Here is a 25,636-nt window from a genome sequence, read left to right as displayed (position 1 = left end):
TTTGACCGTTACGAACTGATGACCTCATTACAATTTATTAAGTGGATCTGTATTTATAAGCCCGCAACGCTGAAGAGCATCGTAGGTATTTTTCTTTTCAGCTGTTCTGGTGATAACAAGATCATGGTCAAGAGACAGTATTTTCTCGTCGAAATTGCGCATAACCTCGTCTATTTTTCTTACGAATTCCTTGTGCTGTGGCCTGTCTATATCTCCAGGGATCAAAGCTTTTAAGGGCTTCTCTGACATGAACTTAGCCGAAGCATCACTTTCATTAGATGCAGAGAGCCATTTGGCTTCCTCGTCTTCAGTCGCTGCCCCCGGGAGTAAAGTATCCTTATATTCCTCCGTATGGCTTACGAGTACCGGTACAGAGGCCGACAAGACTGCACCAGTTATGATTTCATTACCGCTACCGATAACCTTTAATTGTGCCCCCCGATAAATCATCTGAGCCAATCCAATGTTGCCTTTAGATAAAATGAATAATTTTTCGTTTAACTCATCATTTAATGGTGTTTCAACATTTGTCCATTGTAATGGCCATAAATAATGAATAAACGATTGCCAGTCTTGTGAGTCGTATCTGACATTTGAAATTTTCATATAACCACCAGACTCTGCCCGCCTGGCAATTCTCATTTTCTTTGTCAGAGTCTCGTCAAAAGGATGATTTCCACAAAAAACCATAGATACCCCCATCGAATCTACAATTTCATGTAAAAAATCAATCAACTTACTCTCACCTCCAGTTCTTGAAAATTTTAGCCTCTGCATTTCATCAATAACAAGGATACCTAAAAATGATGATTTTATTCTTTGCGCAATCTGGCGAGCCAGAGCACCATTTCTAATCTCTGGTGTAGTTCGTTCAATACCAATTGCATCATCTAATTTTTGTAAAATCTCTTCACAAAGGTCTCTCACACTTGAGTTGTATGGACAATTAATCTTTACCCATACGATTTGCTTACTGAAGCCGGGAAAAACTCCTTTATAGCTGCTGTGTTCTATAATCTGAGGGAAATGATCCATGACTTGCTCGATCATGGTAGTTTTTCCAGAACCACTCATTCCAACTATCGTAATGGTTTCAGCCTGGGATTTAAAATATCCACTTTCGGGTTCAATATCAGGACGCTCAGTCCCATAGTAATGAAGATATTGAATAGTTCCGCTTTTTAAAGGATTACGGGCTGCATAGCTTTCCCTAAGTGCCCGTAAAATCATTTTATAAGCCTGGATAAGATTGGTTTGAGGGCAACGGAATTTCTTTATACGTTCGACATACTGCTCTCTAACATTCGCCGGGGCAGTCCAGCGGATTTTTTCGTCAATTTCGGGAAAATAACTCATTTCCAGAAGTACTTCATCTTCCGTAAGCGCTTCAGGAAGTGCTTCAATTAAGGGGTTGCCACGATACTCAGGTAACTCCTGTTCTTTATATATCGCTGAAACGCTCCGTATAAGGTTCATTATTCTGCGTCCTCAGTCTTCTTCTTACCTTTTAACCATCTTTGTTTCTCCTCCCGGCCAGGCAAAAGCAGAACCTTACTGGATGACGGAAGTAGGGGTTCAGGTCTTCCATTAGCAACATCAGTTCGCCCTAATGAATCAAGTTCATTTTTCCTGTTCTTTTTAATATCTTTACCATGTACCCGTCGAGATTCGTATATTTCATTTAATCTTTCGTTACCTTTCTTGTTAAAATCATCTTTATTATTGATATTGCTGAGTGAATCCAGAGTAAATAAATTAATTTCTTTTTGAGTATCTACCCAATCAGCCATTACATCTGTATCAAGATGAGCTTTACCTTTAAATATATCTCTTTTCTTAAGCAGGTAATGCTTTTTGAAAATGCTATTTTTGTCAAATCTTACATATATATAATCTACGCAATTGTCATCTATTCTTGCTTCACAAGTGGTTCTTCCAAATACTCTGGCACCTGATGCAATGTCTGGATCACATTCATAAAAAAGATTATTGTACTGAATCCCACCGGCGGTAATGTTAGCGTTCACAGGGATCAACAATCGTGCGATCACTTCGTCGGCCCCAACGGCTCTTGCGCTGAATCTCCCGTGCTTTAAGCTTATCATCCAACTATTTTTTGGTGATATTACGAGATCATTTTCAATCAGTAAGGGATTGATATAAGCCAGTTCTTCATATGTTCTCTGATTATGTGCAAGTATCTCCCGAATCAGTAAAGACGTGACCTCCTGAATCGTTAAACAAGCCCTGGATTGCGGTGTTGGCTCTCCTTTAACAATCTTACCCCTTCGTGTTGTTCCAATAAGCCTATGAATAACTTCATCATTTAGAATACCGAAACAGCGTTCAACAATGCTTTTTCTGTCGCCTCTACCGACTGGCGCAAACTCAAGTTTTGTCAGGGGGGTCATCTTTTCCTGAGGTTTAAGACCAATCATCTCCCCGTTGTCACACATCAATGTTAATGGAATATGAGAACAAGGCCAATCATCATTAGTAATAGAGATTCCAAATAATCTACAATATTCTTTTTTTGGCATAAAGCAATTTGCTAACGCTTGTCGGGCAGCTCGCCATGAAGCATGGTATAAAGAAACATGAAGGCCAACAATCATTCTTGTTGCGCGATCCACCACTGTATAAATAGTTGGGCGCCCAATGACTTTTCGTCTGTTTAAACTCGAAATAAGATGTACATCAGCGACAGTTGAGTCTATTTCGAAAACATCACCCGGTAAAACAGTTGTATTAGCCGCACTACCTAAAAGCGCCCGCATTTTGAGGTCTATTTCTTTTTTCGTGTTCTTCTTCTTTATCGAGAAATCTTTAGTGAAGAGTTTTTTATTCCAGTATGAAAATTGTTTTAAAGAAGGAACATATGGAGCTCTATTTTCTAAGTTCGCTGTTTTAATTTCATCCCTAAAATACAAATCAATATGTCTCTCTAATGTTTTCTTTATCGTATCTCCGTTAACTTTATAATGATACATAATGAGAGATTTTCTAATATTATTTATATCTCTTTCATTAAGAATGAAAACACGTGAACGTTCATTAGGTAATGCTCTGTTTTTCTTGGAATTCCCAAGTTTAATTTCATGTTTGATTCTACTTTTCCCAGCGGCACCACAGTTCGAGAATGCGGGTAGTAATGCATAAACATCCTGCCCATGTCGCCAGTACAACGCCAGAAGCGTTCTGATAGTATATTGTGATATTTTTTTATTTCTGGAGTAGTCCATTAAAAGGTGAGACTTTTTATGTAATGCATAGTCGAACAGAAACATTCTGTCATCTACAAGATCTTTAATGATATTGTAATTTTCATCTCGCCTTCCCCTGTCTTCATCTGTTATTTCTTTCTCATCTACTAACATATATGAAGGGTATATATAATCTTTACAAGTTATGCTATTTGATTCAATATAATATTTAAACAATGAAAATGAGAAAGGAATTGGCTTACCCGTTCTTTCTGATTTTATTTTAAACAAAATTAACAAATCAACCTTTTTGTCAAAATCCAAAACACGATAAAGCCCCTCTGCAAGCAAATCAGTGCCTTGAGAGAGCCAGACTGAATTTCTAATAATATCCATTTGCGTTCAGTCCTATATAGTGGCCATTGGATATTATCTTTATCAGACCGGTTTCGAGTATTGGATATGATAAATCAATTTTTATCATTTTTAATCCAATCATTGCCTGCAATAACATCATCGCTTCTTGTGCATCTACCCCAATGATTGATGAAATCATTGCACGTAGTCCCACTATGGGATAAACATCTGGTTTAAGCTTCCATAGGATTTTATCAAGAGGATATTTATCATAAAATACAGAACCATCTCTTAATACAGAAGTAACCCAACAAATATTTTTACCGACGACGTTATTGAGTTCCGAGCCAACATAAATTTGAAACTCAACATCAATCAACTGCCAAAACATCCTCTCTATTTCAAGTTTTTGGGCTTCGCGTTCAGGTATGCTCTCGTTTTGTTTTACTGCTACAGCTTTGTATCGAAGTCCGCCTTCAGGAGTTCTCAAGGTCAGTAAAAAATCGGTTGTCATAACATTCAGAACTTCGACAGGTACTCCTCTTACTCCCCTCACCATAGGATGTTGAAAATGTAGATGATTTGCTATTTGTTGGGTAAGCCGGAGAGGAAAGAGTGGGAATTGTTCCCGGATATCAATCACCGAGTCATTAAACTCAGCCAGATAGAAAAAGTTACTTTCGACAGAAGAAAGGAGATGATGGTTTCGAAACGTCTTAAGGCCAAAGACTATCGAACGGTTTCCACGGGATTTAACGTCCTGAGCTCTAAGCCAGGGCTGATAACTTTGGCCATAGCCCACTCCTATGCCGTCACCTAGCGCATTTTCATAATCCAAATAGGATTTGAGACGCCTACCCCTACCCATGATCGTACCCAAAAAACGACATTGATACGTACCTATATGTGCATTTTATAGTCTCCAACCCTATAACCACACATTCAGTAAGTATACAACATTAGCGTCGTTTTTTGAGAATGGTTACAACTTTAGTGCTTTGTGTACAACTTTATTGTCTTCGGACATCTGCCAGCGCCTGAGCGCACGCCCAGGCACTTGCCCATGCCCACTGGAAGTTGTACCCGCCGAGCCAGCCGGTCACATCCATCACTTCGCCAATAAAATAGAGCCCCGGCACGTTGCGCGCTTCCATGGTGCGGGACGAGAGCTCATTCGTATCGACGCCACCCAGCGTGACCTCTGCGGTGCGGTAGCCTTCGGTGCCGTTTGGCTGCACGCGCCAGTTTGTCAGGGTCTCGACCAGCGTTTCCTGCTCGCGGCTGTTAAGCTGCTTGAGCGACACGTCCGGGATCTGCCCCAGCGCCTGCAAACATTCCACCAGACGTTTTGGCAGCTGCATTGCCAGGGTGTTTTTCAGGCTTTGATTCGGGTGCGCGGTACGCTGCTCGTTAAGGAACGCGTCGAGATCGCAATCGGGAAGCAGGTTAACCGTGACAAACTCCCCCGGCTGCCAGTAGCTGGAGATTTGCAGTACCGCCGGGCCGGAGAGGCCGCGATGGGTAAAGAGCAGATTTTCGCGGAACACCGTCCCGTCTTCGGCGGTAATGACGGAGGGAACGGACACGCCAGACAGCGTCTGAAGCTGTTCCAGAAGCGGTTTATGCAGCGTAAATGGCACCAGCCCGGCGCGCGTAGGCAAGACTTTCAGGCCAAACTGTTCGGCAATCTTATAGCCGAACGGGGAGGCGCCCAGCCCCGGCATAGACAGGCCACCGCTGGCGATCACCAGGCTATCTGCATTGACGGTTTCACCGTTCAGCTGCAGCGTATAGCCCTGGTCGTCGCGCGCGACCTCCAGCACTTCCGTGCGCAGGCGCATGACGACGCCGCCCTTCTCGCACTCGGCCACCAGCATATCGACAATCTGCTGCGCGGAGTCGTCGCAGAACAGCTGCCCCAGCGTCTTTTCATGCCACGCGATACCGTGCTTACCCACAAGGTCGATAAAATCCCATTGGGTGTAGCGCGCCAGCGCAGATTTACAAAAATGACGGTTTTGGCTCAAATAGGCCGCGGGTTCAACATACAGATTAGTAAAGTTGCAGCGCCCGCCGCCGGACATCAGGATCTTACGGCCGGGCTTTTTACCGTTATCCAGCAGCAGCACGCGACGACCCGCCTGTCCGGCCATTGCCGCACAAAACATACCCGCCGCACCGGCGCCAATTACCACGGCATCAAACCTTTCCACGTCAAAACCCTCTTTGTTAACTGCCGCGGATTGTAAAGTTTCCTCTGTGGTCACACCAGCGTAAAAAGATATTACAAAGCCATTTCATTGAAATTTAAAGAATATCCTTTCTAGTGCTTTTCTCAAATCAGGTGGTATGTCAAAAAAAGTCTATATTTCACTTTGCCCGCCGCGCATTTGTCCTGGATAATGCGCCGCGTTCATGTCCTCAAAATGGCGTAACGTCCTATGCTACATTTGTTTGCCGGCCTGGATTTACATACCGGGCTTTTATTATTGCTTGCTCTGGTTTTTGTACTGTTTTACGAAGCGATCAACGGCTTCCACGACACTGCAAACGCAGTAGCGACGGTTATCTACACTCGCGCAATGCGATCGCAGCTTGCGGTTGTTATGGCGGCGGTATTTAACTTTTTTGGTGTTCTCCTGGGCGGGCTGAGCGTTGCGTATGCCATCGTGCATATGCTGCCAACGGATCTGCTGCTTAACGTTAGTTCTGGCCATGGCCTCGCTATGGTGTTCTCAATGCTGCTTGCTGCAATTATCTGGAACCTCGGTACCTGGTATTTTGGCCTGCCTGCATCCAGTTCTCACACCCTCATCGGCGCGATTATCGGTATCGGGTTAACCAACGCCCTGATGACCGGGACATCGGTTGTTGATGCGCTGAACCTGCCTAAAGTATTGGGCATTTTCGGCTCCCTGATCATCTCCCCTATCGTGGGTCTGGTAGTCGCGGGGGGATTGATTTTCATCCTGCGTCGCTACTGGAGTAACACGAAAAAACGTGCGCGTATCCACCTGACGCCAGCAGAGCGTGAGAAGAAAGACGGCAAGAAAAAGCCGCCGTTCTGGACGCGTATCGCCCTGATCATTTCTGCTATCGGCGTGGCCTTCTCTCACGGCGCGAACGACGGGCAGAAAGGCATTGGTCTGGTGATGCTGGTTCTGATCGGCGTCGCACCGGCAGGCTTCGTGGTGAACATGAACGCCTCGGGTTATGAAATCACCCGTACCCGCGATGCGGTCAACAACGTTGAAACCTATTTCCAGCAGCATCCTGACCTGCTGAAAAAAGCGACCGGCGTTGATCAATTGATCCCTTCTCCGGAAGCCGGTGCAACCACCGCGCCTGGCGAGTTCCACTGCCATCCGGCAAACGCGATTAACGCGCTGGAACGTGCGAAAGGCATGCTGGGCGATATCGAAAGCTACGACAAACTGGCTGTAGAACAGCGTGGTCAGCTTCGTCGTATCATGCTCTGTATCTCTGATGTGACCGATAAAGTCGCGAAGCTGCCAGAGGTGAATGGTGACGACAAACGTCTGCTGAAGAAACTGAAAAGCGATATGCTCAACACCATTGAGTACGCGCCAATCTGGATCATCATGGCCGTCGCGCTGGCGCTTGGTATCGGTACGATGATTGGCTGGCGTCGTGTGGCGACCACCATCGGCGAGAAGATCGGTAAGAAAGGCATGACCTATGCGCAGGGTATGTCCGCGCAGATGACGGCGGCAGTGTCTATCGGTCTGGCGAGCTACACCGGTATGCCGGTATCCACCACCCACGTACTCTCTTCGTCCGTGGCAGGTACCATGATTGTTGACGGTGGCGGTCTGCAGCGCAAAACCGTGACCAACATTCTGATGGCCTGGGTGTTCACCCTTCCGGCGTCCATCCTGCTGTCTGGCGGTTTGTACTGGATTTCGCTGAAGCTGATTTAATCGGTTGAAGGCGACAAATAAGCGGGTCAGGAAACTGACCCGCTTTTTTTATGGCTGTTGTTTTTACTCAACCCAGTGCTGTAATCAGGACAATCTGAACACTATCTGTTCAGATTTTTACTGCACAAATAACTATTATCCTCGCGAATGTTCTCAGTCCAAACAACACCCATGACGGAATAGACTATGCCATTCAAAACGGCTACTAAATGGATTCACTCCCTTGTGACGCTTTCGCTTCTGACTCTGGTCATTGGGTTTTTCTGGTTAAACCACCAGCCTAATCCGCGAAATAACGATGAACTACAGCGCGTTTATAAATTATCCGATAGCGTCTGGCTCTATATGACCGTGAACAATCAGGGCGGTGCAACCGTGCCCACAATCTACCGTTACTATCTCTCAGGGGAGATAGCAGGGAAAGATATCGACATTATCCATCAGTTGGCCATGAAGAATCCCGTCATTGAAGGTACAGGTACGATTACCGCGGCCAGCCTTGATACAAACGGAGAAGTCAAAATCACCTATAGCGGGAAAGTTATTTCGATTGAGAGCAATATCTCCGATCTCCGGTTCTCAGTTAAGCCGTGAGCCAGAGGAAAGAAGGCGGGGCTGACCCCGCCTGTTGTGGCGCTCAGTGCCAAATCATCAATGCAATCATACTGACTACGACCAGCCCGCACAGGGCGCTGGTCAAAATGAACTGACGACGCAGGCGCTCGCAGCGACGAATAAACTCTTCATCGTGATGATCGCGGTAGCGCTGGTAGTAGATGTACCCCACCAGACGCATCTGCTTGCTGGGCTGTCCATGCGAGGTGAAGAACCCTCCACCGTCCACATACTGATAAAGCAACGGATCGCAACCACGAAGTACCACTAACAGCGCACGTAACGATGAGAAGTAGCGCGCCATATTCACTATGCAAACCACGCATAACGCCCAAAACAATGCGACGGTGCTAATCATACATCCTCCCCGGCGTCCGCCCACGAAGCAAGGCTCCTGAGCTACCGCACCCCAATGCCCTGACAGACAGTTCAGTGAAAGAATGACCAAAATCGATCCGGTTCGCGTTTTAATATCCGAACGGCTCATTTAACAGTGTAGGAGATCCGTTAATTTTTTTGCCACAAGGTTAATCGTTATCAACACCAAAGCTTGAAAAATATGTTTAACTGGGCCGTAATGAAAGTATCAGACGACGGCATTCTCACTTAGTCATCGATAACTTAAGGAAGGAGTAACACTATGGCTTACAAACACATTCTCATCGCGGTTGACCTCTCTCCGGAGAGCAAAGTGCTGGTTGATAAAGCGGTATCCATGGCACGTCCCTACAACGCGAAAGTTTCGCTGATTCACGTTGACGTGAATTACTCCGACCTCTACACCGGTCTGATCGACGTGAATCTTGGCGATATGCAGAAACGCATCTCCGAAGAGACTCACCATGCCCTGAGCGAACTCTCCACCAACGCGGGCTATCCGATTACCGAAACCCTGAGCGGCAGCGGCGACCTGGGCCAGGTGCTGGTTGATGCGATCAAGAAATACGATATGGACCTGGTGGTTTGCGGTCACCATCAGGACTTCTGGAGCAAGCTGATGTCTTCAGCGCGCCAGCTGATTAACACCGTTCACGTGGATATGCTGATTGTTCCACTGCGTGACGAAGAAGACGAGTAAGTGCGTTAAACTCCCCTCACCCTAACCCTCTCCCAAAGGGAGAGGGGATAGATCGAGGACACAGGCCGGGTAAGGCGAAGCCGCCACCCGGCTTTTTTATTCCGGCGTACCCGGATAAATATCAAACCGGTGCCCTTTGGTGGTCACCGCGTTAGTGGTCGCAACGTCCGCCAGCGGCGGCGCATAGTCCGGGCGCTTTACCACCACCCGCTTCGTGGCAAGCTGACGAGCCGGCTCCAGCAGGCCATCGGCATCCAAATCCGGTCCCACCAGCGACTGAAACACCCGCATCTCTTTCTTCACCAGCGCGCTTTTCTGCTTATGCGGGAACATAGGGTCGAGATAGACCACCTGCGGGCGCGGGGTGATGTCCGTTAATGCCGTCAGGCTGGAGGCGTGGATCAGCTGCAAACGATCCTGCAGCCAGGGGCCGATTTCCGGGTCCGCGTAGCCTCGCGCCAGCCCGTCGTCGAGCAGCGCAGCGACGACCGGATTACGCTCCAGCATCCGCACGCGGCAGCCGACGGACGCCAGCACAAACGCATCGCGCCCCAGCCCCGCCGTGGCATCGACCACGTCCGGAAGGTAGCTCCCTTTAATGCCGACCGCTTTGGCCACCGCTTCGCCGCGACCGCCGCCGAACTTGCGCCGGTGCGCCATCGCGCCGCCGACAAAATCGACGAAAATCCCGCCGAGCTTCGGTTCGTCGCGCTTGCGTAATTCGAGATGTTCCGGCGTCATCACCAGCGCCATCAGGTTTTCTTCATCGTGCTCCAGCCCCCAGCGGGCCGCCAGAACAGATAAGGCGCCGTCTCCGGCGCCTGTTTCATCTACTAAGCAGATCTTCACGTAACAATCAGCCTTTGATCCCGTAATGCTCAAGCATCGCATCCAGCTGCGGCTCGCGGCCGCGGAAGCGTTTGAACAGCACCATTGGCTCTTCAGAACCGCCGCGGGTCAGGATGTTATCGAGGAACGACTGGCCGGTTTCGCGGTTGAAGATCCCCTCCTCTTCGAAGCGGGAGAAGGCATCTGCCGCCAGCACGTCGGCCCACAGGTAGCTGTAGTAGCCCGCCGCGTAGCCGCCGGCGAAGATATGGCTGAAGGCGTGCGGGAAGCGGCCCCAGGTTGGCCCTGGAATAACGGCAACCTGCTTTTTAATCTCGGCCAGGGTCTCAAGGATTTTCGCGCCCTGCTCCGGGCTAAACTCGGCGTGCAGGCGGAAATCGAACAGGCCGAACTCCAGCTGGCGCAGAATGAACATCGCCGCCTGGTAGTTTTTCGCCGCCAGCATTTTATCCAGCAGCTCCTTCGGCAGCGGTTCGCCGGTCTCATAGTGACCGGAGATAAACGCCAGCGCGTCCGGCTCCCAGCACCAGTTTTCCATAAACTGGCTTGGCAGCTCGACCGCATCCCACGGCACGCCGCTGATACCGGCTACGCCTGCGGTTTCGATGCGGGTCAGCATGTGGTGCAGACCGTGACCGAACTCGTGGAAAAGGGTGATCACTTCGTCGTGGGTGAACAGCGCCGGTTTGCCGCTTACCGGACGGTTGAAGTTACAGGTCAGATAGGCGACCGGTTTTTGCAGGGAACCGTCGGCTTTACGCATCTGGCCCACGCAGTCGTCCATCCACGCCCCGCCGCGCTTGTTCTCACGCGCGTAGAGATCGAGGTAGAAGCTGCCGCGCAGCTCGTTTTTCTCGTCATACAGCTCGAAGAAGCGCACGTCCGGGTGCCAGACGTCGATATCGGTACGCTCTTTGGCGGTGATGCCATAGATGCGCTTTACCACTTCGAACAGGCCGTTAACGGCTTTGTTTTCCGGGAAGTACGGGCGCAGCTGCTCGTCGCTGATGCTGTAGAGGTGCTGCTTCTGTTTTTCGCTGTAGTACGCGATATCCCACGGCTGCAGCTCGTCCACGCCGAACTCGGCTTTCGCGAAGGCGCGCAGCTGGGCCAGCTCTTTCTCACCCTGCGGACGGGCGCGTTTCGCCAGATCGGTCAGGAAGTCGAGCACCTGCTGCGGGTTCTCCGCCATTTTGGTGGCGAGGGATTTATCGGCGTAGTTTTCGAAGCCCAGCAGCTGCGCCAGCTCGTGACGCAGGGCGAGGATTTCCGCCATTACCGGGCTGTTGTCCCACTTACCGGCATTCGGCCCCTGATCGGAGGCGCGGGTGCTGTACGCGCGGTACATCTCTTCGCGCAGGGCCTGGTTGTCGCAGTAGGTCATCACCGGCAGATAGCTCGGGATATCCAGCGTCAACAGGAAGCCTTCCTGCTCTTTCGCTTCAGCCTGGGCTTTTGCCGCCGCCAGCGCGCTTTCCGGCATACCGGCCAGTTCCGCTTCGTCGGTAATCAGCTTCGTCCAACCCATGGTGGCGTCGAGCACGTTGTTGCTGTACTGGTTACCCAGCTCGGACAGGCGCGCGGCGATTTCACCGTAGCGGGTTTGTTTCTCTTTTGGCAGGCCAATCCCGGACAGCTCAAAATCACGCAGGGCGTTATCGACCGATTTTTTCTGCGCCGTGTTCAGTTCGGCATAGTGGTCGCCGTCGCGCAGGTCGCGGTAGGCTTTGTACAGCCCTTCGTGCTGCCCGACCCAGGTGCTGTACTCAGAGAGCAGCGGCAGGGTCTGTTCGTAGGCTTCGCGCAGTTCCGGGCTGTTTTTTACCGAGTTCAGGTGGCTCACCGGGGAGAAGATACGCCCCAGCACGTCGTCCACTTCGGCCAGCGGCTGACACAGATTTTCCCAGGTGTACGGCGCGCCCTGCGCTACCACGCTTTCTACCGCCGCGCGGCAGTTGTCCAGCGATTGCGTAACGGCTGGAACCACATGCTCAGGGAGGATTTTAGAAAACGGCGGCAACGAAAAAGGCGTCAGTAATGGATTGGTCATAAACGCTGTCCTGTTGAAATAGGTGAATGAAGCGCGCATCCGGCGCTGTGCATATGGGATCTAGAATGGGGTTAAGTGTAGAGGATTTCAATGCCGGACGTTGCGCTTTCGCGGCGGTGGAAACTTTTCTGTATACTGTGGCGATACGCTCTATTTTTGCCCGATGGCGTTACGCTTATCGGGCCTACGTTTACTACCTGGAACACATTCATCCATGCTCAGTTATCGCCACAGCTTCCACGCAGGCAACCACGCCGACGTCCTTAAACACACCGTTCAGAGCCTGATCATCGAATCGCTCAAAGAGAAAGAGAAGCCGTTTCTCTATCTGGACACGCACGCGGGCGCGGGCCGTTATCAGCTGAGCGGCGAGCATGCCGAGCGTACCGGTGAATATCTGGAAGGGATTGCCCGCATCTGGCAGCAGGACGACCTGCCTGCCGAGCTGGAGCCTTACATCGGCGTGGTGAATCACTTCAACCGCAACGGCCAGCTGCGCTACTACCCTGGCTCACCGCTGATTGCACGCCAGCTGCTGCGCGAGCAGGACAGCCTCCAGCTGACCGAACTGCATCCGAGCGACTTCCCGCTGCTGCGTTCTGAATTCCAGAAAGACAGCCGCGCCCGCGTGGAAAAAGCCGACGGTTACCAGCAGCTGAAGGCCAAACTGCCGCCGGTTTCCCGTCGCGGCCTGGTGCTGATCGACCCGCCGTACGAAATCAAAACCGACTATCAGGCTGTGGTAACCGGCATCCACGAAGGTTACAAACGCTTTGCTACCGGCACCTATGCCCTGTGGTACCCGGTGGTGCTGCGCGCGCAGATCAAACGCATGATCAAAGACCTGGAAGCGACCGGCATCCGCAAGATCCTGCAGATCGAGCTGGCGGTACGCCCTGACAGCGATCAGCGCGGCATGACCGCCTCCGGCATGATTGTGATCAACCCGCCGTGGAAGCTCGAAGCGCAGATGAACAACGTGCTGCCGTGGCTGCATAAAACGCTGGTGCCCGCCGGTACAGGCCACGCCACCGTCAGTTGGATCGTGCCGGAGTAATCGCAGTCATCGGTGGAAACTATTGATTTCAGGTATACAATCGCGGCAATTCACGATTAAGGACAAAAGCAATGACTAAGCATTATGACTACATCGCAATCGGCGGCGGCAGCGGCGGCATCGCCTCCATCAACCGTGCGGCCATGTACGGCCAGAAGTGCGCGCTGATTGAAGCCAAAGCGCTGGGCGGCACCTGCGTGAACGTGGGTTGTGTACCGAAGAAAGTGATGTGGCATGCGGCGCAGATCCGTGAAGCTATCCATATGTATGGCCCGGACTACGGCTTTGACACCACCATCAACCGCTTCGACTGGGACAAACTGATCGCCAGCCGTACCGCCTACATCGACCGTATTCACACCTCGTACGACAACGTGCTGGGTAAAAATAACGTCGATGTTATCCACGGTTTCGCCCGCTTTGTGGACGCGAAAACGATCGAAGTGAACGGCGAGACGATCACCGCCGATCACATCCTGATCGCCACCGGCGGTCGTCCAAGCCACCCGAACATCCCGGGCGTGGAATACGGCATTGATTCCGACGGTTTCTTCGAGCTGCCTGCCCTGCCAAAACGCGTTGCCGTTGTTGGCGCGGGATACATTGCGGTGGAACTGGCTGGCGTGATTAATGGCCTGGGCGCGGAAGCGCACCTGTTCGTACGTAAACACGCGCCGCTGCGCAGCTTTGACCCGCTGATTGTCGATACGCTGGTTGAAGTGATGAACACCGAAGGCCCGACCCTGCACACCAACGCCGTGCCAAAAGCGGTGGTGAAAAACGCGGATGGTAGCCTGACGCTTGAGCTGGAAGATGGCCGCAGCCAGACCGTCGATTGCCTGATCTGGGCGATTGGCCGTGAACCTGCGAACGATAACTTCAACCTGGGCGTGACGGGCGTGAAAACCGACGAAAAAGGCTATATCGTCGTCGATAAATTCCAGAACACCAGCGTACCAGGCATTTATGCGGTCGGCGATAACACCGGCGCGGTTGAGCTGACGCCTGTCGCCGTTGCGGCGGGTCGTCGTCTCTCCGAGCGCCTGTTCAACAACAAGCCGGACGAGCATCTGGACTACAGCAACATCCCGACCGTGGTCTTCAGCCACCCGCCAATCGGCACCGTCGGCTTAACCGAGCCGCAGGCGCGCGAACAGTATGGCGACGACCAGGTCAAAGTGTATAAATCGGCGTTTACCGCCATGTACACCGCCGTCACCTCACACCGTCAGCCGTGCCGCATGAAGCTGGTCTGCGTAGGTCCGGAAGAGAAGATTGTCGGCATCCACGGCATCGGTTTCGGCATGGACGAGATCCTGCAGGGCTTCGCCGTGGCGCTGAAGATGGGCGCAACCAAGAAAGACTTCGACAACACCGTGGCAATCCACCCGACGGCCGCGGAAGAGTTTGTGACCATGCGTTAATCCTGATGCCCCTCTCCGGAGGGGCATTTTTTTTAACATTCATAAATCGTTGCAAAACGAATGCTCCGAAAATAGTGATCTACCGCACATATCCCTCCCCACCTACCGAAGCGAATGTCTACGCTTATAAGACGCCCGGATAAACCTGTCTTTTGAACACACAACCGGAGGTCCCTATCACCATGTTCAACCAGAAACTACAGGCTACCGAGAACATCGAGTTCGAGATTGCAGAAGAGCTGCGCTACGAGACCGATCCCTGCGAGTTGAAACTGGATGAAATGATTGAGGCGGAGCCGGAACCCGAAATGATCGAGGGGCTACCCGCCTCCGATGCGTTGACGCCCGCAGACCGCTATCTTGAACTGTTCGAGCATGTGCAGTCGACGCGGCTGTTTGCGGACAGTAAAACCTTCCCCGACTGCGCGCCGAAGATGGATCCGCTGGATATCCTGATCCGCTACCGCAAGGTCAGACGCCACCGGGATTTCGACCTGCGCCAGTTTGTGGAGAACCACTTCTGGATGCCAGAAACGTACGGCACAGAATATGTCTCCGACCCGGGACTCTCCCTGAAAGAGCATATTGATAACCTGTGGCCGGTGCTGACGCGCGAGCCGCAGGATCATATTCCCTGGTCTTCCCTGCTGGCCCTGCCGCAGGCCTATATCGTCCCCGGCGGGCGATTCAGCGAGACCTACTACTGGGATTCCTATTTCTCCATGCTGGGGCTGGCGGAGAGCGGCCGTAACGATCTGCTCAAATGTATGGCGGACAACTTCGCCTGGCTGATTGAACGCTACGGCCATATCCCCAACGGCAACCGCACCTATTACCTCAGCCGCTCACAGCCGCCGGTCTTTGCCCTGATGGTAGAGCTGTTCGAGGAGGACGGCGTGCGCGGTGCGAAACGCTATCTGGATCACCTCAAAATGGAATACGCCTTCTGGATGGACGGCGCGGAGTCGCTGCTGCTTAACCAGGCTTACCGCAGCGCCGTGCGTATGCCGGACGGTTCACTGCTCAACCGCTACTGGGACGACCGTGATACCCCGCGCGACGAATCGTGGATTGAGGACGTGGAAACCGCGCGCCACTCGGGTCGTCCGCCCAATGAGGTTTACCGCGATCTGCGCGCGGGGGCGGCGTCCGGCTGGGATTATTCGTCCCGCTGGCTGCGCGATCCGTCGCGGCTCGCCAGCATCCGCACGACGCAGTTTATTCCCATCGATCTGAACGCCTTCCTGTTCAAGCTGGAAAGCGCTATCGCCAACATCTCGGCGTCGAAAGGGGATAAAGAGACGGCAGAGGCGTTCCGCCAGAAAGCCAACGATCGCCGCGCGGCGGTGAACCGCTATCTGTGGGACGAGGAGAGCGGCTGCTACCGAGATTACGACTGGCGACGCGAAGAGCTGGCGCTGTTTTCTGCCGCCAGCATTGTGCCGCTGTACGTTGGAATGGCGACGCACGAGCAGGCAGAACGTTTGTCGGATGCGGTCAAATCGCGGCTGCTGACCCCGGGCGGAATTCTGGCGACCGAATACGAAACCGGCGAGCAGTGGGATAAACCCAACGGCTGGGCGCCGCTGCAGTGGATGGCGATTCAGGGGTTCAAGCAGTACGGCAACGACTCGCTGGGCGATGAGATCGCCTGGAGCTGGCTGCATACGGTGAACCATTTTTATAAGACGCATCACAAGCTGATTGAGAAGTACCACATCGCCAGCAGCACGCCGCGCGAAGGTGGCGGGGGTGAGTATCCGCTGCAGGACGGTTTTGGCTGGACGAACGGCGTGGTGCGGCGGCTGATTGGGTTGTATGGGGAGCCTTAAGCGGGGTGCGGTCTGGTGCCCTCACCCCTCACCCTAACCCTCTCCCCAGAGGGGAGAGGGGACTGCACGGTGCGCTCTTCATCTCCCTCGCCCCTATGGGGAGAGGGCTGGGGTGAGGGGAAAAATTTTAGCGAATCACTTCATAAATGGCAGTCTGAATGGACTGCCATTTTTTCGTGGTGGCATCCGGCTGCGACTGCGCGCGGCGTGTGGCCATGTCGAGATCGTGCTGCTGGCGTTTCACCACGGCAGGTACGGTGCAGAACGCTTTGAGATACTCTTTACGAACCGAGGTCAGAGACTCGCCGTTCGACATGGCGTGGCTGAGCGTGTTGATGAAGCGACGACACGGCTTCTCTTCCACCATGTTCTGGCGGTAGCGTAGCATCAGCTCCAGCACATCGTCATAGCCTGCCGACATCGCCTCTTCGGTCCAGGACAGCTTCCAGTCCATACCGCCCTGCAAAAATAGCAGGGTCACTCGGGTATCGTTGCGGTTAATGGCCGAGCGGAAATTATTCTCGTCCCAGGTGACCCCCATGCGCGTGAGCGTTTCGCGCGAGGAAGGCGTCTCGCGCATTTCCTGCGGAGGGGCCGCTTCAGCCGCGCTGGCGGTTGCAGGCTGCGGTTTGCTGCTGGTCACCAGCCAGAAGCCACCCGCCACGATAGCAATCACCATGACGCCAACCGCCCCCCATAGCGCACCGGAAATGAGCTGCTCGCGTTGTTCTGGCGTACGCGGCGCGCGCTGGGTCGGCTTTTCAATGGTGTCACGGACTTCAAACAGATCCCCACCGGTGACCCGATCCATTTTCTGCGCCTTTTCCCAGAAGGTATGCAATTCGCTGGCATCTACCGCCATGAATCCGGCCGGATTGACGCGCGTTCTCCCCTCTTCAAACGCGCGCTGAACGGGCCGCGCGATCTGCGCGTAGTAGTTATCCAGCAGCTGAATTTGCGCCGAGCTTAACGTTTTCTGAACGGTGATGCTGTTGCGGATTTGCCGGATGTCATCGAGGAAGGTTTGCAGCGTTTTGCGCGGTTCAACCAGCAGCGTCAGCATGGACGGGTCGCTGAACAGCGAAGCGTAATAGCGGCTGAACTCTTTTTTATCCACCAGCATCTGCGCCAGTTCACTGAACATCATGCCGCTGAGGACATCGTTGATCTCGCCAAGCTTCAGCCAGCGCCGCACGCGGTCAGCGTTAAACAGGGTCTTAAGATGGTTGTTCAGCCGCACCTGATCGGGCCAGGCCTGCTGGATGAGTCCTTTAATCATCAGCTCAATCGCGCGTACCTGCTTGTGCGCCTGCTGCTGCTGGAGTTCGCTTCCCGGTGCCAGGTCGGTGCTGTAGGTCAACAGCGGCTGCTGCAGGCGAAGATGTTCCAGCGCGGTCACAAACCGCATCGCCGCAATAAGCTGGTTTTCACTCACATCCTGTCCGCTTTCATACTGCGGAACGCGCTGCTGCAGCAGGCGCAGCTGGAGCGTAAATTCCGACATCTCGGCATCATTGAGGTTGAGTTTTTTCGCAACGGCTCCCCAGCCGCCCAGAGCTAATCGCGCGCTGTCGAGTTGTTCCAGAAACCAGCGTGGATCTTTTCCCTCAGAAGCATGTACATTCAGAAGGAGTAAAATTTCCACCGACGCATGGCGAATGACCGCCAGACAGTGTTCAAACTGTTCGCGAATATGATGTGATGTGCTGAGAGTCATTGTTTTCCTTAAGCGACAACGAAGACATCCGGAATGGGCACGAAACGCCCTTTATTCTTTTTATTTATACGCGGTTAACCATACCTGACTTTCTGTTGAAATAAAGTGACAACCCTAAAATGATTTAAAATGTTTCAGGAGAATCTGAATGCCGGTTTTAATTACCTCTCGCCTGACCTGTTCGCCCCTGCAGGAGCAAGACTGGCCCTTTTTTCTGGCGCTACAGCAGCACCCGGACGTGATGCGCTTTGTGGCGGAAGGCCGCCCCGTCGCGGCGATCCGCGAGGCGTTTGATTCGCGCCTGACCCCATGGGCACCGGGCAGCGCGCACTGGCTTTGTCTCGTCGTACGTGACACCGCCTCACAGGCCCCGCTGGGCGTTACCGGGTATATTCATCGGGAGGAAGACTGCGCCGAAGTGGGCTTCCTTTTCGCACCCGAGGCGCAGGGGAAAGGTTACGGCTTTGAATCCCTGAAAGCGCTTTGCGATTACGCTTTTGATCAGGGCGGTATACGGCGACTCACCGCCACCGTCACCGCGGGAAATGTTGCGTCAAGACGCCTGCTGGAAAAAGCCCGCTTTCGTCTGGAAGGTGAATTACGCGAGAGCTATTACCTTGCGGGGCGCTGGCAAAATGACTGGCTATTTGGTTTATTACAGCAGGAATACCTGAATAATAATTCCTGACCAACCGCTTTTTAGCAGATATTTCCCGGACGTCGTTTCCTCTTCAGTGTCGCTATTAAGAGGAAACGAATATCAAACGTCATTCGCTGAAAATATTTTCTGCCGCCATTGCGTTAATAAATAATCATCAGGGTCCTTCTCTTGAGAAATATCGTGATGAAAAGGGGTTATCGGCTATGGCTGCCTGCGTTCTTTATCACTGTCAGTATGCAGACACATCCATACTAAAGGTTTCATTAAGGGGTTCCTTCCCCTTAAGCCCGTGTATCACAGGAACATACCGCCTGATACTTCAATACGTTGCGCATTCATCCAGCCCAATTTATCGCTGAGCAGTGCCGCAATGGCATCGCCAATATCGTCCGGCAGCCCCACCCGGCCCAGCGCCGTCTGCGAGGCCAGAAGCTGATTCAGCTCCGCGTTGTCGCGCACGCGTCCGCCGCCAAAGTCGGTTTCAATCGCGCCCGGCGCAATGATATTGACGGAAATTCCGCGCGCGCCCAGCTCTTTCGCCTGATAACGCGTCAGCACTTCCATCGCTCCCTTCATGGCCGCGTAGGTCCCAGAGCCCGGCTGGGTAAAACGGGCCAGCCCGCTGGAGACGTTGAGGATACGTCCCCCGTCGTTAAGCAGCGGCAGCAGGCGCTGGGTCAGGAAGAAAGGTCCTTTGAAATGAATGTTCAGCGCTTCATCAAACTGGGCTTCCGTCGTGTCAGCATAGGGCGCATATAAACCCGTTCCGGCATTGTTCAATAAATAGTCAAAGGTTTCGCGCTGCCAGACGGTCTTAAGGGTTTCCTGAAGCTGTCGGGCAAAATGCTCAAAACCCGTGATATCCCCGACGTTGAGCTGTAATGCCGCTGCGTTGACGCCTTTTTCCTGAATTTCATGCACAACATCCAGCGCTTCCTGCTGGCTACGGTTGTATGTCAGGACAATTCCCGTTCCGTCTGCCGCCAGCTTTAACGCAGCGTTTTTACCCAGACCACGGCTACCACCCGTCACTAATGCGATACGTTCACTCATCATAAACCTCGTTTTGGCTGTTAAGGAGATTGAGAAAGAGCTTATTAGGTGATAGAAAATCAATAAAGATGGGTTAAAACGCTTCACTGTTTCACCAGAAACAACAATGAGCTTCCTCTATGGATAAAATTCACGCAATGCAGTTGTTCGTCCGCGTCGCGGAACTGGAGAGTTTTTCCCGCGCGGCCGAAACATTAACCCTGCCGAAAGGCAGCGTCTCGCGGCAAATTCAGGCCCTGGAAAACCGGCTTGGCACCCAGCTATTGCACCGCACCACGCGACGCGTCAGCCTGACGCAGGACGGCATGGTCTATTACGAACGGGCAAAAGATCTGCTGGCAAACCTTGATGAACTCGACGGTATGTTTCAGCACGATCCCTCCAGCATCAGCGGTCGGCTCCGCGTGGATATGCCCGTCGGAGTTGCTCGAAATTTAGTCATCCCCAAACTGCCTGCTTTTCTGCAGCACTATCCGGGCATTGAACTCGAGCTCAGCAGCAGCGATCGTCTGGTGGATGTGATCCGCGAAGGGTTTGATTGCGTGGTACGCGTCGGCACATTGAAGGATTCAGGGCTGATTGCCCGTCCGCTGGGCAAGCTGTCGGTGATTAACTGCGCCAGCCCGGATTATCTGGCGCGATTTGGCTACCCGGAAACGCTCGACGATTTAGGCTCGCACGCCGTGATCCACTACGCCGCAATGCTGGGAACCCGCCCGCAGGGCTTTGAGTTTTATAATGGCAGTACGACGCAGTGGATAAAAACGGGCGGGGTGTTAACCGTTAACAGCACGGAAACTTACCAGGCTGCCTGTCTCGCCGGGCTGGGCATTATTCAGGTTCCGCGGGTTGGGGTGCGCGATTTACTGCGCGCGAAGAAACTGATTGAGATCCTCCCGCAATACCGGGCCGAAGCGATGCCTGTCTCCCTGATTTACCCTCACCGTCGCAACCTCTCCCGCCGGGTCCATCTGTTCATGGAGTGGCTTACCGAACTCACAAAAGCTTACGTGGACTAGCCGCAAGCTATAATTCAAAAACACATCCAGCTCAACGAAAAGGAAAATGCGCGTGACGCCGGAAAACAACCCGCAACGACCCACCCAACATTTAGAGTATGAGCCCGTCAAAAAGATGGAAACCGGGCCCGAAGAGGCCAAAACGCCAGGCACCGCCAGCAAAGCGCTGGGGACCGTCACCGGCATCGCCGCGAGAATTCAGCAGTTTCCCATGGTTGCGCATCTGATACGCGCGACCGAGCGCTTTAATGACCGCATGGGGAACCAGTTTGGTGCCGCCATCACCTATTTTTCCTTCCTGTCGATGATCCCGATCCTGATGGTGTCGTTTGCAGCGGCCGGTTTTGTGCTCGCGTCGCACCCGACGCTGCTGCAGGATATCTTCAGTAAGATCCTGAATAACGTCAGTGACCCGACTCTTGCCAGCACGCTCAAGAGCACCATCAATACCGCCGTTCAGCAGCGTACCACCGTCGGCATCGTCGGTTTGCTGATTGCCCTTTACTCCGGCGTTAACTGGATGGGCAACCTGCGCGAGGCCATTCGCGCCCAGTCGCGCGACGTCTGGGAGCGTAAGCCGCAGGACCAGGAGAAAATCTGGGTGAAGTATCTCCGCGATTTTGTTTCGCTGATTGGCCTGCTCGTCGCGCTGATCGTGACGCTTTCCATTACCTCCGTGGCGGGCTCGGCGCAGCAGATGATCATCTCCGCGCTGTATCTTGATTACATCGAATGGCTCAAGCCCGCCTGGCGCGGCATTGGGCTGGCCATTTCCATCTTCGCCAACTACCTGCTGTTCTTCTGGATCTTCTGGCGCTTGCCCCGCCATCGTCCGCGCAAGAAGGCGCTGATCCGCGGCACGTTGATTGCGGCGATCGGCTTTGAGGTGATCAAAATCGTGATGACCTATACGCTGCCGTCGCTGGTGAAATCCCCTTCCGGCGCGGCGTTTGGCTCGGTGCTGGGACTGATGGCCTTCTTCTACTTTTTCGCGCGCCTGACCCTGTTCTGCGCGGCATGGATTGCCACCGCCGAGTACAAAGGCGACACGCGAATGCCCGGTAAAACGCACCGCTAGCCCCGCTCTCGGGCTGAAATTTCAGCCCGATTCATCATTTCAGCATATAAATCCAGTCCGTAACTTTTATTTAACCAAAAACCAGTTTAATTGACTGATATTTAAAATCTGTGAAGCATTTCATAGACGTGTTTTCGCTGGCCTGAAAATTATCCGCTTTTTGTTGCTTTTATCACCAGCGCGCGGCTTTGTTACAGATTGAAATGTCGCTTTTGCTGTGCGTAATATGGCCTTTCGTTCGACAAAAATAAGAAAATATTATGCAAGCAACAGCCACCACACTCGACTCAGGAACGGAAAACGTTCCGGTAAACTCGCGCAATAAAGTTGTCGTCGCCTCGCTGATTGGCACCGCCATTGAGTTCTTCGACTTTTATATTTATGCCACCGCCGCGGTCATCGTCTTCCCGCATATTTTCTTCCCGCAGGGCGATCCTACGGCGGCCACGCTGCAGTCTCTGGCGACCTTTGCCATCGCGTTTGTTGCGCGTCCGATTGGCTCTGCGCTGTTTGGACACTTTGGCGATCGCATTGGCCGAAAAGTCACCCTGGTGGCCTCGCTGCTGACGATGGGCATCTCCACCGTAGCCATCGGCCTGCTGCCGACCTATGAAACCATCGGCATTCTGGCGCCGGTCCTGCTGGCGCTGGCGCGTTTTGGTCAGGGTCTGGGGCTGGGCGGTGAATGGGGCGGCGCGGCGCTGCTGGCCACCGAGAACGCTCCGGCGCGCAAGCGCGCGCTGTACGGTTCATTCCCGCAGCTGGGCGCGCCAATTGGCTTCTTCTTTGCCAACGGGACGTTTCTGCTGCTCTCCTGGCTGCTGACGGATGAACAGTTCATGAGCTGGGGCTGGCGTCTCCCGTTTATCTTCTCAGCCGTGCTGGTGCTGATTGGCCTGTATGTGCGCGTTTCGCTGCATGAGACCCCAGTTTTTGCGAAAGTGGCCGCGGCGAACAAGCAGGTGAAAGTGCCGCTGGGTACGCTGCTGACCAAACACGTCCGCGTGACCGTGCTGGGCACGTTTATCATGCTGGCAACCTATACGCTGTTCTACATCATGACCGTCTACTCCATGACGTTCAGTACCGCCGCCGCGCCGGTTGGCCTGGGCCTGCCGCGTAACGAAGTGCTGTGGATGCTGATGATGGCGGTGATCGGGTTTGGCGTGATGGTACCGATTGCGGGCCTGCTGGCGGATAAATTTGGTCGTCGTGCGAGCATGATTACGATCACCACGCTGATTATTCTGTTCGCGCTATTCGTCTTCCCGCCGCTGCTGGGTTCAGGTAGCCCGGCGCTGGTGATGGCCTATCTGCTGATTGGCCTGAGCCTGATGGGGCTGACCTTCGGCCCGATGGGCGCGCTGCTGCCTGAGCTGTTCCCGACGGAAGTGCGTTATACCGGCGCGTCGTTCTCCTACAACGTTGCCTCTATTCTGGGCGCGTCCGTTGCGCCGTATATCGCCACCTGGCTGCAGGCGAACTATGGTCTGTTCTATGTGGGCGTCTATCTGGCGGCCATGGCGGCGCTGACGCTGATTGCGCTGCTGCTGACTCACGAGACGAAGCACCAGGCTCTGTAATTCACTGCGGCCTGATGCCCTCATCCCGGCCCTCTCCCACAGGGAGAGGGAGGAAGGGAGCTACTTCTTCATCTGCGACAAAATAGTCCGGCACTGATTCGCCTCGCCTTCTGACGGCGAAATCAACGCCAGCAGCGCTGCGGCCGGGGTGACCAGCGTCGCCAGGGCCGCAGCCACCGCACCGCGCGCAATCAGCGGTCCGGGCTTCACGCCCGCCTGCGGGTTTTTGAAGGTTCCGCGCACGTAAAGCGGCGAGCGCAGGGTGATGATGCGGATCCCCTTACTTTCCGGGTCAATCGTCAAATCAAGCTGCTCCGAGGCCATGCTAGCGGTCCCGGTCACGTTAATCACCGCGTTTTCCGTGTCGAAGGCAAATATCTGCGGACGCGCCACGCCGTTAACCAGATCCAGATTGGCCGCCGCGCAGTTCACCCGCACCTCGTCATCACCGAAGATTTGCCCGATGACGTAGTTACCGACGTTCAGCCCCAGGATCTCCATCAGGTTTCGGCTCACCAGCCCGTCGTTCATCAGCAGCTTCAGGTTACCATTGCCGCTGCCCAGCAGCGCCGCCACCGAGTTCCCCACACCGCGAATGTCGGCATCACCGTTCATTTCACCGAGGGTTTTCTGCATCAGCTCTACGTTCGGCATAAGCTCTTTCAGCTTCAATCGACGCGCCTGGATCTCCGCCCGTCCCTGCATCGGCTTCTTATCGCCTTCCAGATGAATGTTCGAGGAAATTGTCCCGCCCGCCATGCCGAACTTCAGCGGCTGCAGGCGCAGGTCGGCATTTTTGAGGAGAATATGGGTCGAAAGATTGCTGATCGGCAGCGTACTGCCATGTTCAATTTTTCCGCCTTTGAAGCGCACATCCGCATCCATCACGTTCCATTTGTCTGTTTCGAAACGATCGTATGGCAGCACTTTGCCCGCAGGCTGAACATCCTTTTTGACCTCTTTCGACCTGGTACCTTTACCCGAGTCCACGCCAATCAGCGGACCAAGATCGGCCAGACGCAGCTGACGGGACTCAACATCCCCTTCCAATTTCGGGCGCGGTTTTCCGGTGGTGTAGGTCAGCGCGCCGTGGATGTCGCTGTCGCCGATGCGGCCGTTGAAGTCCCGGTAGTCAAAAACGGACGATTTTTCGGTATCGATTTTGGCAACCAGATGCCCGTCCGTTTCAAACGGCGGGGTATCCGGCAGCAGCACGCCGGTCAGTTCATACAGTTCGCCCAGCGAATCGCCGGCAAATTTAAGCTGAAGATCGACGCCCCCCATATTCATCGGGTCGTTGACCGTGCCAACGAACGCCACGCGGGTGTTACCGGAACGGAAGTCCGCCTGCACCGGGAACGGCGTGCCTTCGCTCCGCAGCGCCAGCATGCCGCCAATTTTCCCTTTACCGCTGAGGGGCCGATCGTTGTAGCGTCCTTTTGCCGTCAGGCCGAAGACATAGTCGCCCACGCTTGCCGCGTCGCCTTTTGCTTTCGTGCCCGTGACCTCGCTAAACGGCAGCGGTTTGCCCAGCGGATCGACGAGGATCTCCACATCCGCCTTGCTGACCTTATCGTCGATGGCGATCCGTCCGCGATCGAAAAGAATATTGTCGAGACGGAATGACCAGGAAGAAGGCCGGGCATTCGGATCTTTTTCGCTGTCGCTGGCAAGGTTAAACGTCCAGTTGTTGTTTTTTTCTGAAAGTCGGATCAGACGCGCATCGGGCTGCTGAAGTTTGATCCACGGCAGATAAACCGTTTTGGTGAGGAGCGCCAGCGGAGCCAGCGTGGCTTCAACGCGCGGCAGGTGGATCATGGTGACGTCCGGGATATCCGGCGGGTTGCCGAGAATGATGTCGTCGGCATGGACGTGAGGCCAGGGGATCCAGCTGCGCCAGCCGGGCTCCTCTTTCTGACGCTCCCATACCACCCCTAAATCGCCGCGTATGGCGAAGGGGCGGTTCAGTTCGGTTGAGACTTTCTGGTTGATGGTCGGCTTGAGACGGTTCCAGTCAAACGTCGCAATAATGATGGCGACGACCACGATCAACAACAAGAAAATCCCTGCTGTCCAGGAGATTACCCTGGTTGTTCTCGTCATTTTTATCCCCTTTCCT

The 25,636-nt window shown here is 53.5% G+C and carries 20 protein-coding genes; 10 read left to right on the top strand and 10 right to left on the bottom strand.

The window, feature by feature from the left end; translation table 11 throughout:
• Positions 1 to 27 precede the first annotated feature (27 nt).
• From QMN93_RS20660 to QMN93_RS20645, 4 genes are all read right to left on the bottom strand, one after another.
• A complete protein-coding gene (locus QMN93_RS20660) occupies positions 28 to 1,476 on the bottom strand; it encodes an ATP-binding protein (RefSeq protein WP_001049182.1) in 1,449 nt (482 codons plus the stop codon).
• Positions 1,476 to 3,599 (bottom strand): transposase, encoded by a 2,124-nt coding sequence (locus QMN93_RS20655; RefSeq protein ID WP_000351431.1) that lies wholly within the window; start codon positions 3,597 to 3,599, stop codon positions 1,476 to 1,478. The genes QMN93_RS20660 and QMN93_RS20655 overlap by 1 nt, the downstream gene beginning before the upstream one ends.
• Complete coding sequence (locus QMN93_RS20650) at positions 3,586 to 4,428, bottom strand: TnsA endonuclease N-terminal domain-containing protein (RefSeq protein ID WP_020833813.1); 843 nt, start codon at positions 4,426 to 4,428, stop codon at positions 3,586 to 3,588. The genes QMN93_RS20655 and QMN93_RS20650 overlap by 14 nt, the downstream gene beginning before the upstream one ends.
• A 142-nt stretch (positions 4,429 to 4,570) precedes the next feature.
• Positions 4,571 to 5,773, bottom strand: a complete 1,203-nt coding sequence (locus QMN93_RS20645) for an NAD(P)/FAD-dependent oxidoreductase (protein ID WP_064673677.1) — start codon at positions 5,771 to 5,773, stop codon at positions 4,571 to 4,573.
• 228 nt (positions 5,774 to 6,001) lie between these two features.
• Here QMN93_RS20645 and pitA point away from each other — a divergent pair, with 228 nt between their 5' ends.
• Together pitA and QMN93_RS20635 are read left to right on the top strand one after the other, a co-directional pair.
• Positions 6,002 to 7,501, top strand: a complete 1,500-nt coding sequence (pitA, locus tag QMN93_RS20640; RefSeq protein WP_023309552.1) for an inorganic phosphate transporter PitA — start codon at positions 6,002 to 6,004, stop codon at positions 7,499 to 7,501.
• A 186-nt stretch (positions 7,502 to 7,687) separates the two neighbouring features.
• A complete protein-coding gene (locus tag QMN93_RS20635; RefSeq protein WP_167818752.1) occupies positions 7,688 to 8,095 on the top strand; it encodes a hypothetical protein in 408 nt (135 codons plus the stop codon).
• A 43-nt stretch (positions 8,096 to 8,138) separates the two neighbouring features.
• Here the strand turns inward: QMN93_RS20635 and uspB are convergent, their stop codons facing one another.
• Complete coding sequence (uspB, locus tag QMN93_RS20630) at positions 8,139 to 8,474, bottom strand: universal stress protein UspB (RefSeq protein ID WP_003861224.1); 336 nt, start codon at positions 8,472 to 8,474, stop codon at positions 8,139 to 8,141.
• Between the two features lie 282 nt (positions 8,475 to 8,756).
• Here uspB and uspA point away from each other — a divergent pair, with 282 nt between their 5' ends.
• Positions 8,757 to 9,194: a universal stress protein UspA gene (gene uspA, locus QMN93_RS20625; RefSeq protein WP_003861223.1), complete on the top strand. Its 438-nt coding sequence runs from the start codon at positions 8,757 to 8,759 to the stop codon at positions 9,192 to 9,194.
• Between the two features lie 96 nt (positions 9,195 to 9,290).
• On the opposite strand, the gene rsmJ is transcribed toward uspA, so the two are convergent.
• Positions 9,291 to 10,043, bottom strand: a complete 753-nt coding sequence (gene rsmJ / locus QMN93_RS20620) for a 16S rRNA (guanine(1516)-N(2))-methyltransferase RsmJ (RefSeq protein WP_033146861.1) — start codon at positions 10,041 to 10,043, stop codon at positions 9,291 to 9,293.
• Between the two features lie 7 nt (positions 10,044 to 10,050).
• Positions 10,051 to 12,093 carry an oligopeptidase A gene (prlC, locus tag QMN93_RS20615; RefSeq protein ID WP_064673676.1) on the bottom strand — a complete coding sequence of 681 codons (2,043 nt, stop codon included), beginning with the start codon at positions 12,091 to 12,093 and terminating at the stop codon, positions 10,051 to 10,053.
• 214 nt (positions 12,094 to 12,307) lie between these two features.
• On the opposite strand from prlC, the gene QMN93_RS20610 reads away from it, so the two are divergent.
• The 3 genes from QMN93_RS20610 (at position 12,308) to QMN93_RS20600 (ending at position 16,406) form a co-directional block, all read left to right on the top strand.
• The gene (locus QMN93_RS20610; RefSeq protein WP_032640380.1) at positions 12,308 to 13,150 is read left to right on the top strand and encodes a 23S rRNA (adenine(2030)-N(6))-methyltransferase RlmJ; all 843 of its coding nucleotides are present in this window, start codon (positions 12,308 to 12,310) and stop codon (positions 13,148 to 13,150) included.
• Positions 13,151 to 13,221: 71 nt separating this feature from the next.
• Positions 13,222 to 14,574: a glutathione-disulfide reductase gene (gene gorA, locus QMN93_RS20605; RefSeq protein WP_033146863.1), complete on the top strand. Its 1,353-nt coding sequence runs from the start codon at positions 13,222 to 13,224 to the stop codon at positions 14,572 to 14,574.
• A 182-nt stretch (positions 14,575 to 14,756) separates the two neighbouring features.
• The gene (locus QMN93_RS20600; protein ID WP_045355923.1) at positions 14,757 to 16,406 is read left to right on the top strand and encodes an alpha,alpha-trehalase; all 1,650 of its coding nucleotides are present in this window, start codon (positions 14,757 to 14,759) and stop codon (positions 16,404 to 16,406) included.
• A 127-nt stretch (positions 16,407 to 16,533) separates the two neighbouring features.
• Here the strand turns inward: QMN93_RS20600 and QMN93_RS20595 are convergent, their stop codons facing one another.
• Entirely contained in the window at positions 16,534 to 18,123 is a 1,590-nt protein-coding gene (locus QMN93_RS20595; protein ID WP_032662140.1) for an STY4199 family HEPN domain-containing protein, read from the bottom strand.
• Positions 18,124 to 18,271: 148 nt separating this feature from the next.
• On the opposite strand from QMN93_RS20595, the gene QMN93_RS20590 reads away from it, so the two are divergent.
• Complete coding sequence (locus QMN93_RS20590) at positions 18,272 to 18,811, top strand: GNAT family N-acetyltransferase (RefSeq protein WP_069303398.1); 540 nt, start codon at positions 18,272 to 18,274, stop codon at positions 18,809 to 18,811.
• A 267-nt stretch (positions 18,812 to 19,078) separates the two neighbouring features.
• Here the strand turns inward: QMN93_RS20590 and QMN93_RS20585 are convergent, their stop codons facing one another.
• Positions 19,079 to 19,837: an SDR family NAD(P)-dependent oxidoreductase gene (locus tag QMN93_RS20585; protein WP_069303399.1), complete on the bottom strand. Its 759-nt coding sequence runs from the start codon at positions 19,835 to 19,837 to the stop codon at positions 19,079 to 19,081.
• A gap of 119 nt (positions 19,838 to 19,956) precedes the next feature.
• Here QMN93_RS20585 and QMN93_RS20580 point away from each other — a divergent pair, with 119 nt between their 5' ends.
• From QMN93_RS20580 to QMN93_RS20570, 3 genes are all read left to right on the top strand, one after another.
• Positions 19,957 to 20,856 carry a LysR family transcriptional regulator gene (locus tag QMN93_RS20580; protein WP_033146867.1) on the top strand — a complete coding sequence of 300 codons (900 nt, stop codon included), beginning with the start codon at positions 19,957 to 19,959 and terminating at the stop codon, positions 20,854 to 20,856.
• A 52-nt stretch (positions 20,857 to 20,908) separates the two neighbouring features.
• Positions 20,909 to 21,934 (top strand): inner membrane protein YhjD, encoded by a 1,026-nt coding sequence (yhjD, locus tag QMN93_RS20575; protein ID WP_038417846.1) that lies wholly within the window; start codon positions 20,909 to 20,911, stop codon positions 21,932 to 21,934.
• Positions 21,935 to 22,194: 260 nt separating this feature from the next.
• A complete protein-coding gene (locus tag QMN93_RS20570; protein WP_023309582.1) occupies positions 22,195 to 23,517 on the top strand; it encodes an MFS transporter in 1,323 nt (440 codons plus the stop codon).
• Positions 23,518 to 23,577: 60 nt separating this feature from the next.
• On the opposite strand, the gene QMN93_RS20565 is transcribed toward QMN93_RS20570, so the two are convergent.
• On the bottom strand, positions 23,578 to 25,620 hold the full coding sequence (locus QMN93_RS20565; RefSeq protein ID WP_193140175.1) for an AsmA family protein: 2,043 nt from the start codon (positions 25,618 to 25,620) through the stop codon (positions 23,578 to 23,580).
• Between the last annotated feature and the right edge of the window lie 16 nt (positions 25,621 to 25,636).

The organism is Enterobacter sp. R-1.6.2, from assembly GCF_035064085.1.
Taxonomy (GTDB): Bacteria; Pseudomonadota; Gammaproteobacteria; order Enterobacterales; family Enterobacteriaceae; genus Enterobacter; species Enterobacter asburiae_B.
Note: the sequence above shows the minus strand (reverse complement) of the source record. Positions and strands in the feature narration are given on the sequence as shown.

Bases quoted from the DNA above. Each gene is read 5' to 3' on its own strand.
- QMN93_RS20660 (WP_001049182.1), bottom strand. From the start codon at position 1,476: ATGAACCTTATACGGAGCGTTTCAGCGATATATAAAGAACAGGAGTTA.
- QMN93_RS20655 (WP_000351431.1), bottom strand. From the start codon at position 3,599: ATGGATATTATTAGAAATTCAGTCTGGCTCTCTCAAGGCACTGATTTG.
- QMN93_RS20650 (WP_020833813.1), bottom strand. From the start codon at position 4,428: ATGGGTAGGGGTAGGCGTCTCAAATCCTATTTGGATTATGAAAATGCG.
- pitA (WP_023309552.1), top strand. From the start codon at position 6,002: ATGCTACATTTGTTTGCCGGCCTGGATTTACATACCGGGCTTTTATTA.
- QMN93_RS20635 (WP_167818752.1), top strand. From the start codon at position 7,688: ATGCCATTCAAAACGGCTACTAAATGGATTCACTCCCTTGTGACGCTT.
- uspB (WP_003861224.1), bottom strand. From the start codon at position 8,474: ATGATTAGCACCGTCGCATTGTTTTGGGCGTTATGCGTGGTTTGCATA.
- uspA (WP_003861223.1), top strand. From the start codon at position 8,757: ATGGCTTACAAACACATTCTCATCGCGGTTGACCTCTCTCCGGAGAGC.
- prlC (WP_064673676.1), bottom strand. From the start codon at position 12,093: ATGACCAATCCATTACTGACGCCTTTTTCGTTGCCGCCGTTTTCTAAA.
- QMN93_RS20610 (WP_032640380.1), top strand. From the start codon at position 12,308: ATGCTCAGTTATCGCCACAGCTTCCACGCAGGCAACCACGCCGACGTC.
- gorA (WP_033146863.1), top strand. From the start codon at position 13,222: ATGACTAAGCATTATGACTACATCGCAATCGGCGGCGGCAGCGGCGGC.
- QMN93_RS20600 (WP_045355923.1), top strand. From the start codon at position 14,757: ATGTTCAACCAGAAACTACAGGCTACCGAGAACATCGAGTTCGAGATT.
- QMN93_RS20595 (WP_032662140.1), bottom strand. From the start codon at position 18,123: ATGACTCTCAGCACATCACATCATATTCGCGAACAGTTTGAACACTGT.
- QMN93_RS20590 (WP_069303398.1), top strand. From the start codon at position 18,272: ATGCCGGTTTTAATTACCTCTCGCCTGACCTGTTCGCCCCTGCAGGAG.
- QMN93_RS20585 (WP_069303399.1), bottom strand. From the start codon at position 19,837: ATGAGTGAACGTATCGCATTAGTGACGGGTGGTAGCCGTGGTCTGGGT.
- QMN93_RS20580 (WP_033146867.1), top strand. From the start codon at position 19,957: ATGGATAAAATTCACGCAATGCAGTTGTTCGTCCGCGTCGCGGAACTG.
- QMN93_RS20570 (WP_023309582.1), top strand. From the start codon at position 22,195: ATGCAAGCAACAGCCACCACACTCGACTCAGGAACGGAAAACGTTCCG.
- QMN93_RS20565 (WP_193140175.1), bottom strand. From the start codon at position 25,620: ATGACGAGAACAACCAGGGTAATCTCCTGGACAGCAGGGATTTTCTTG.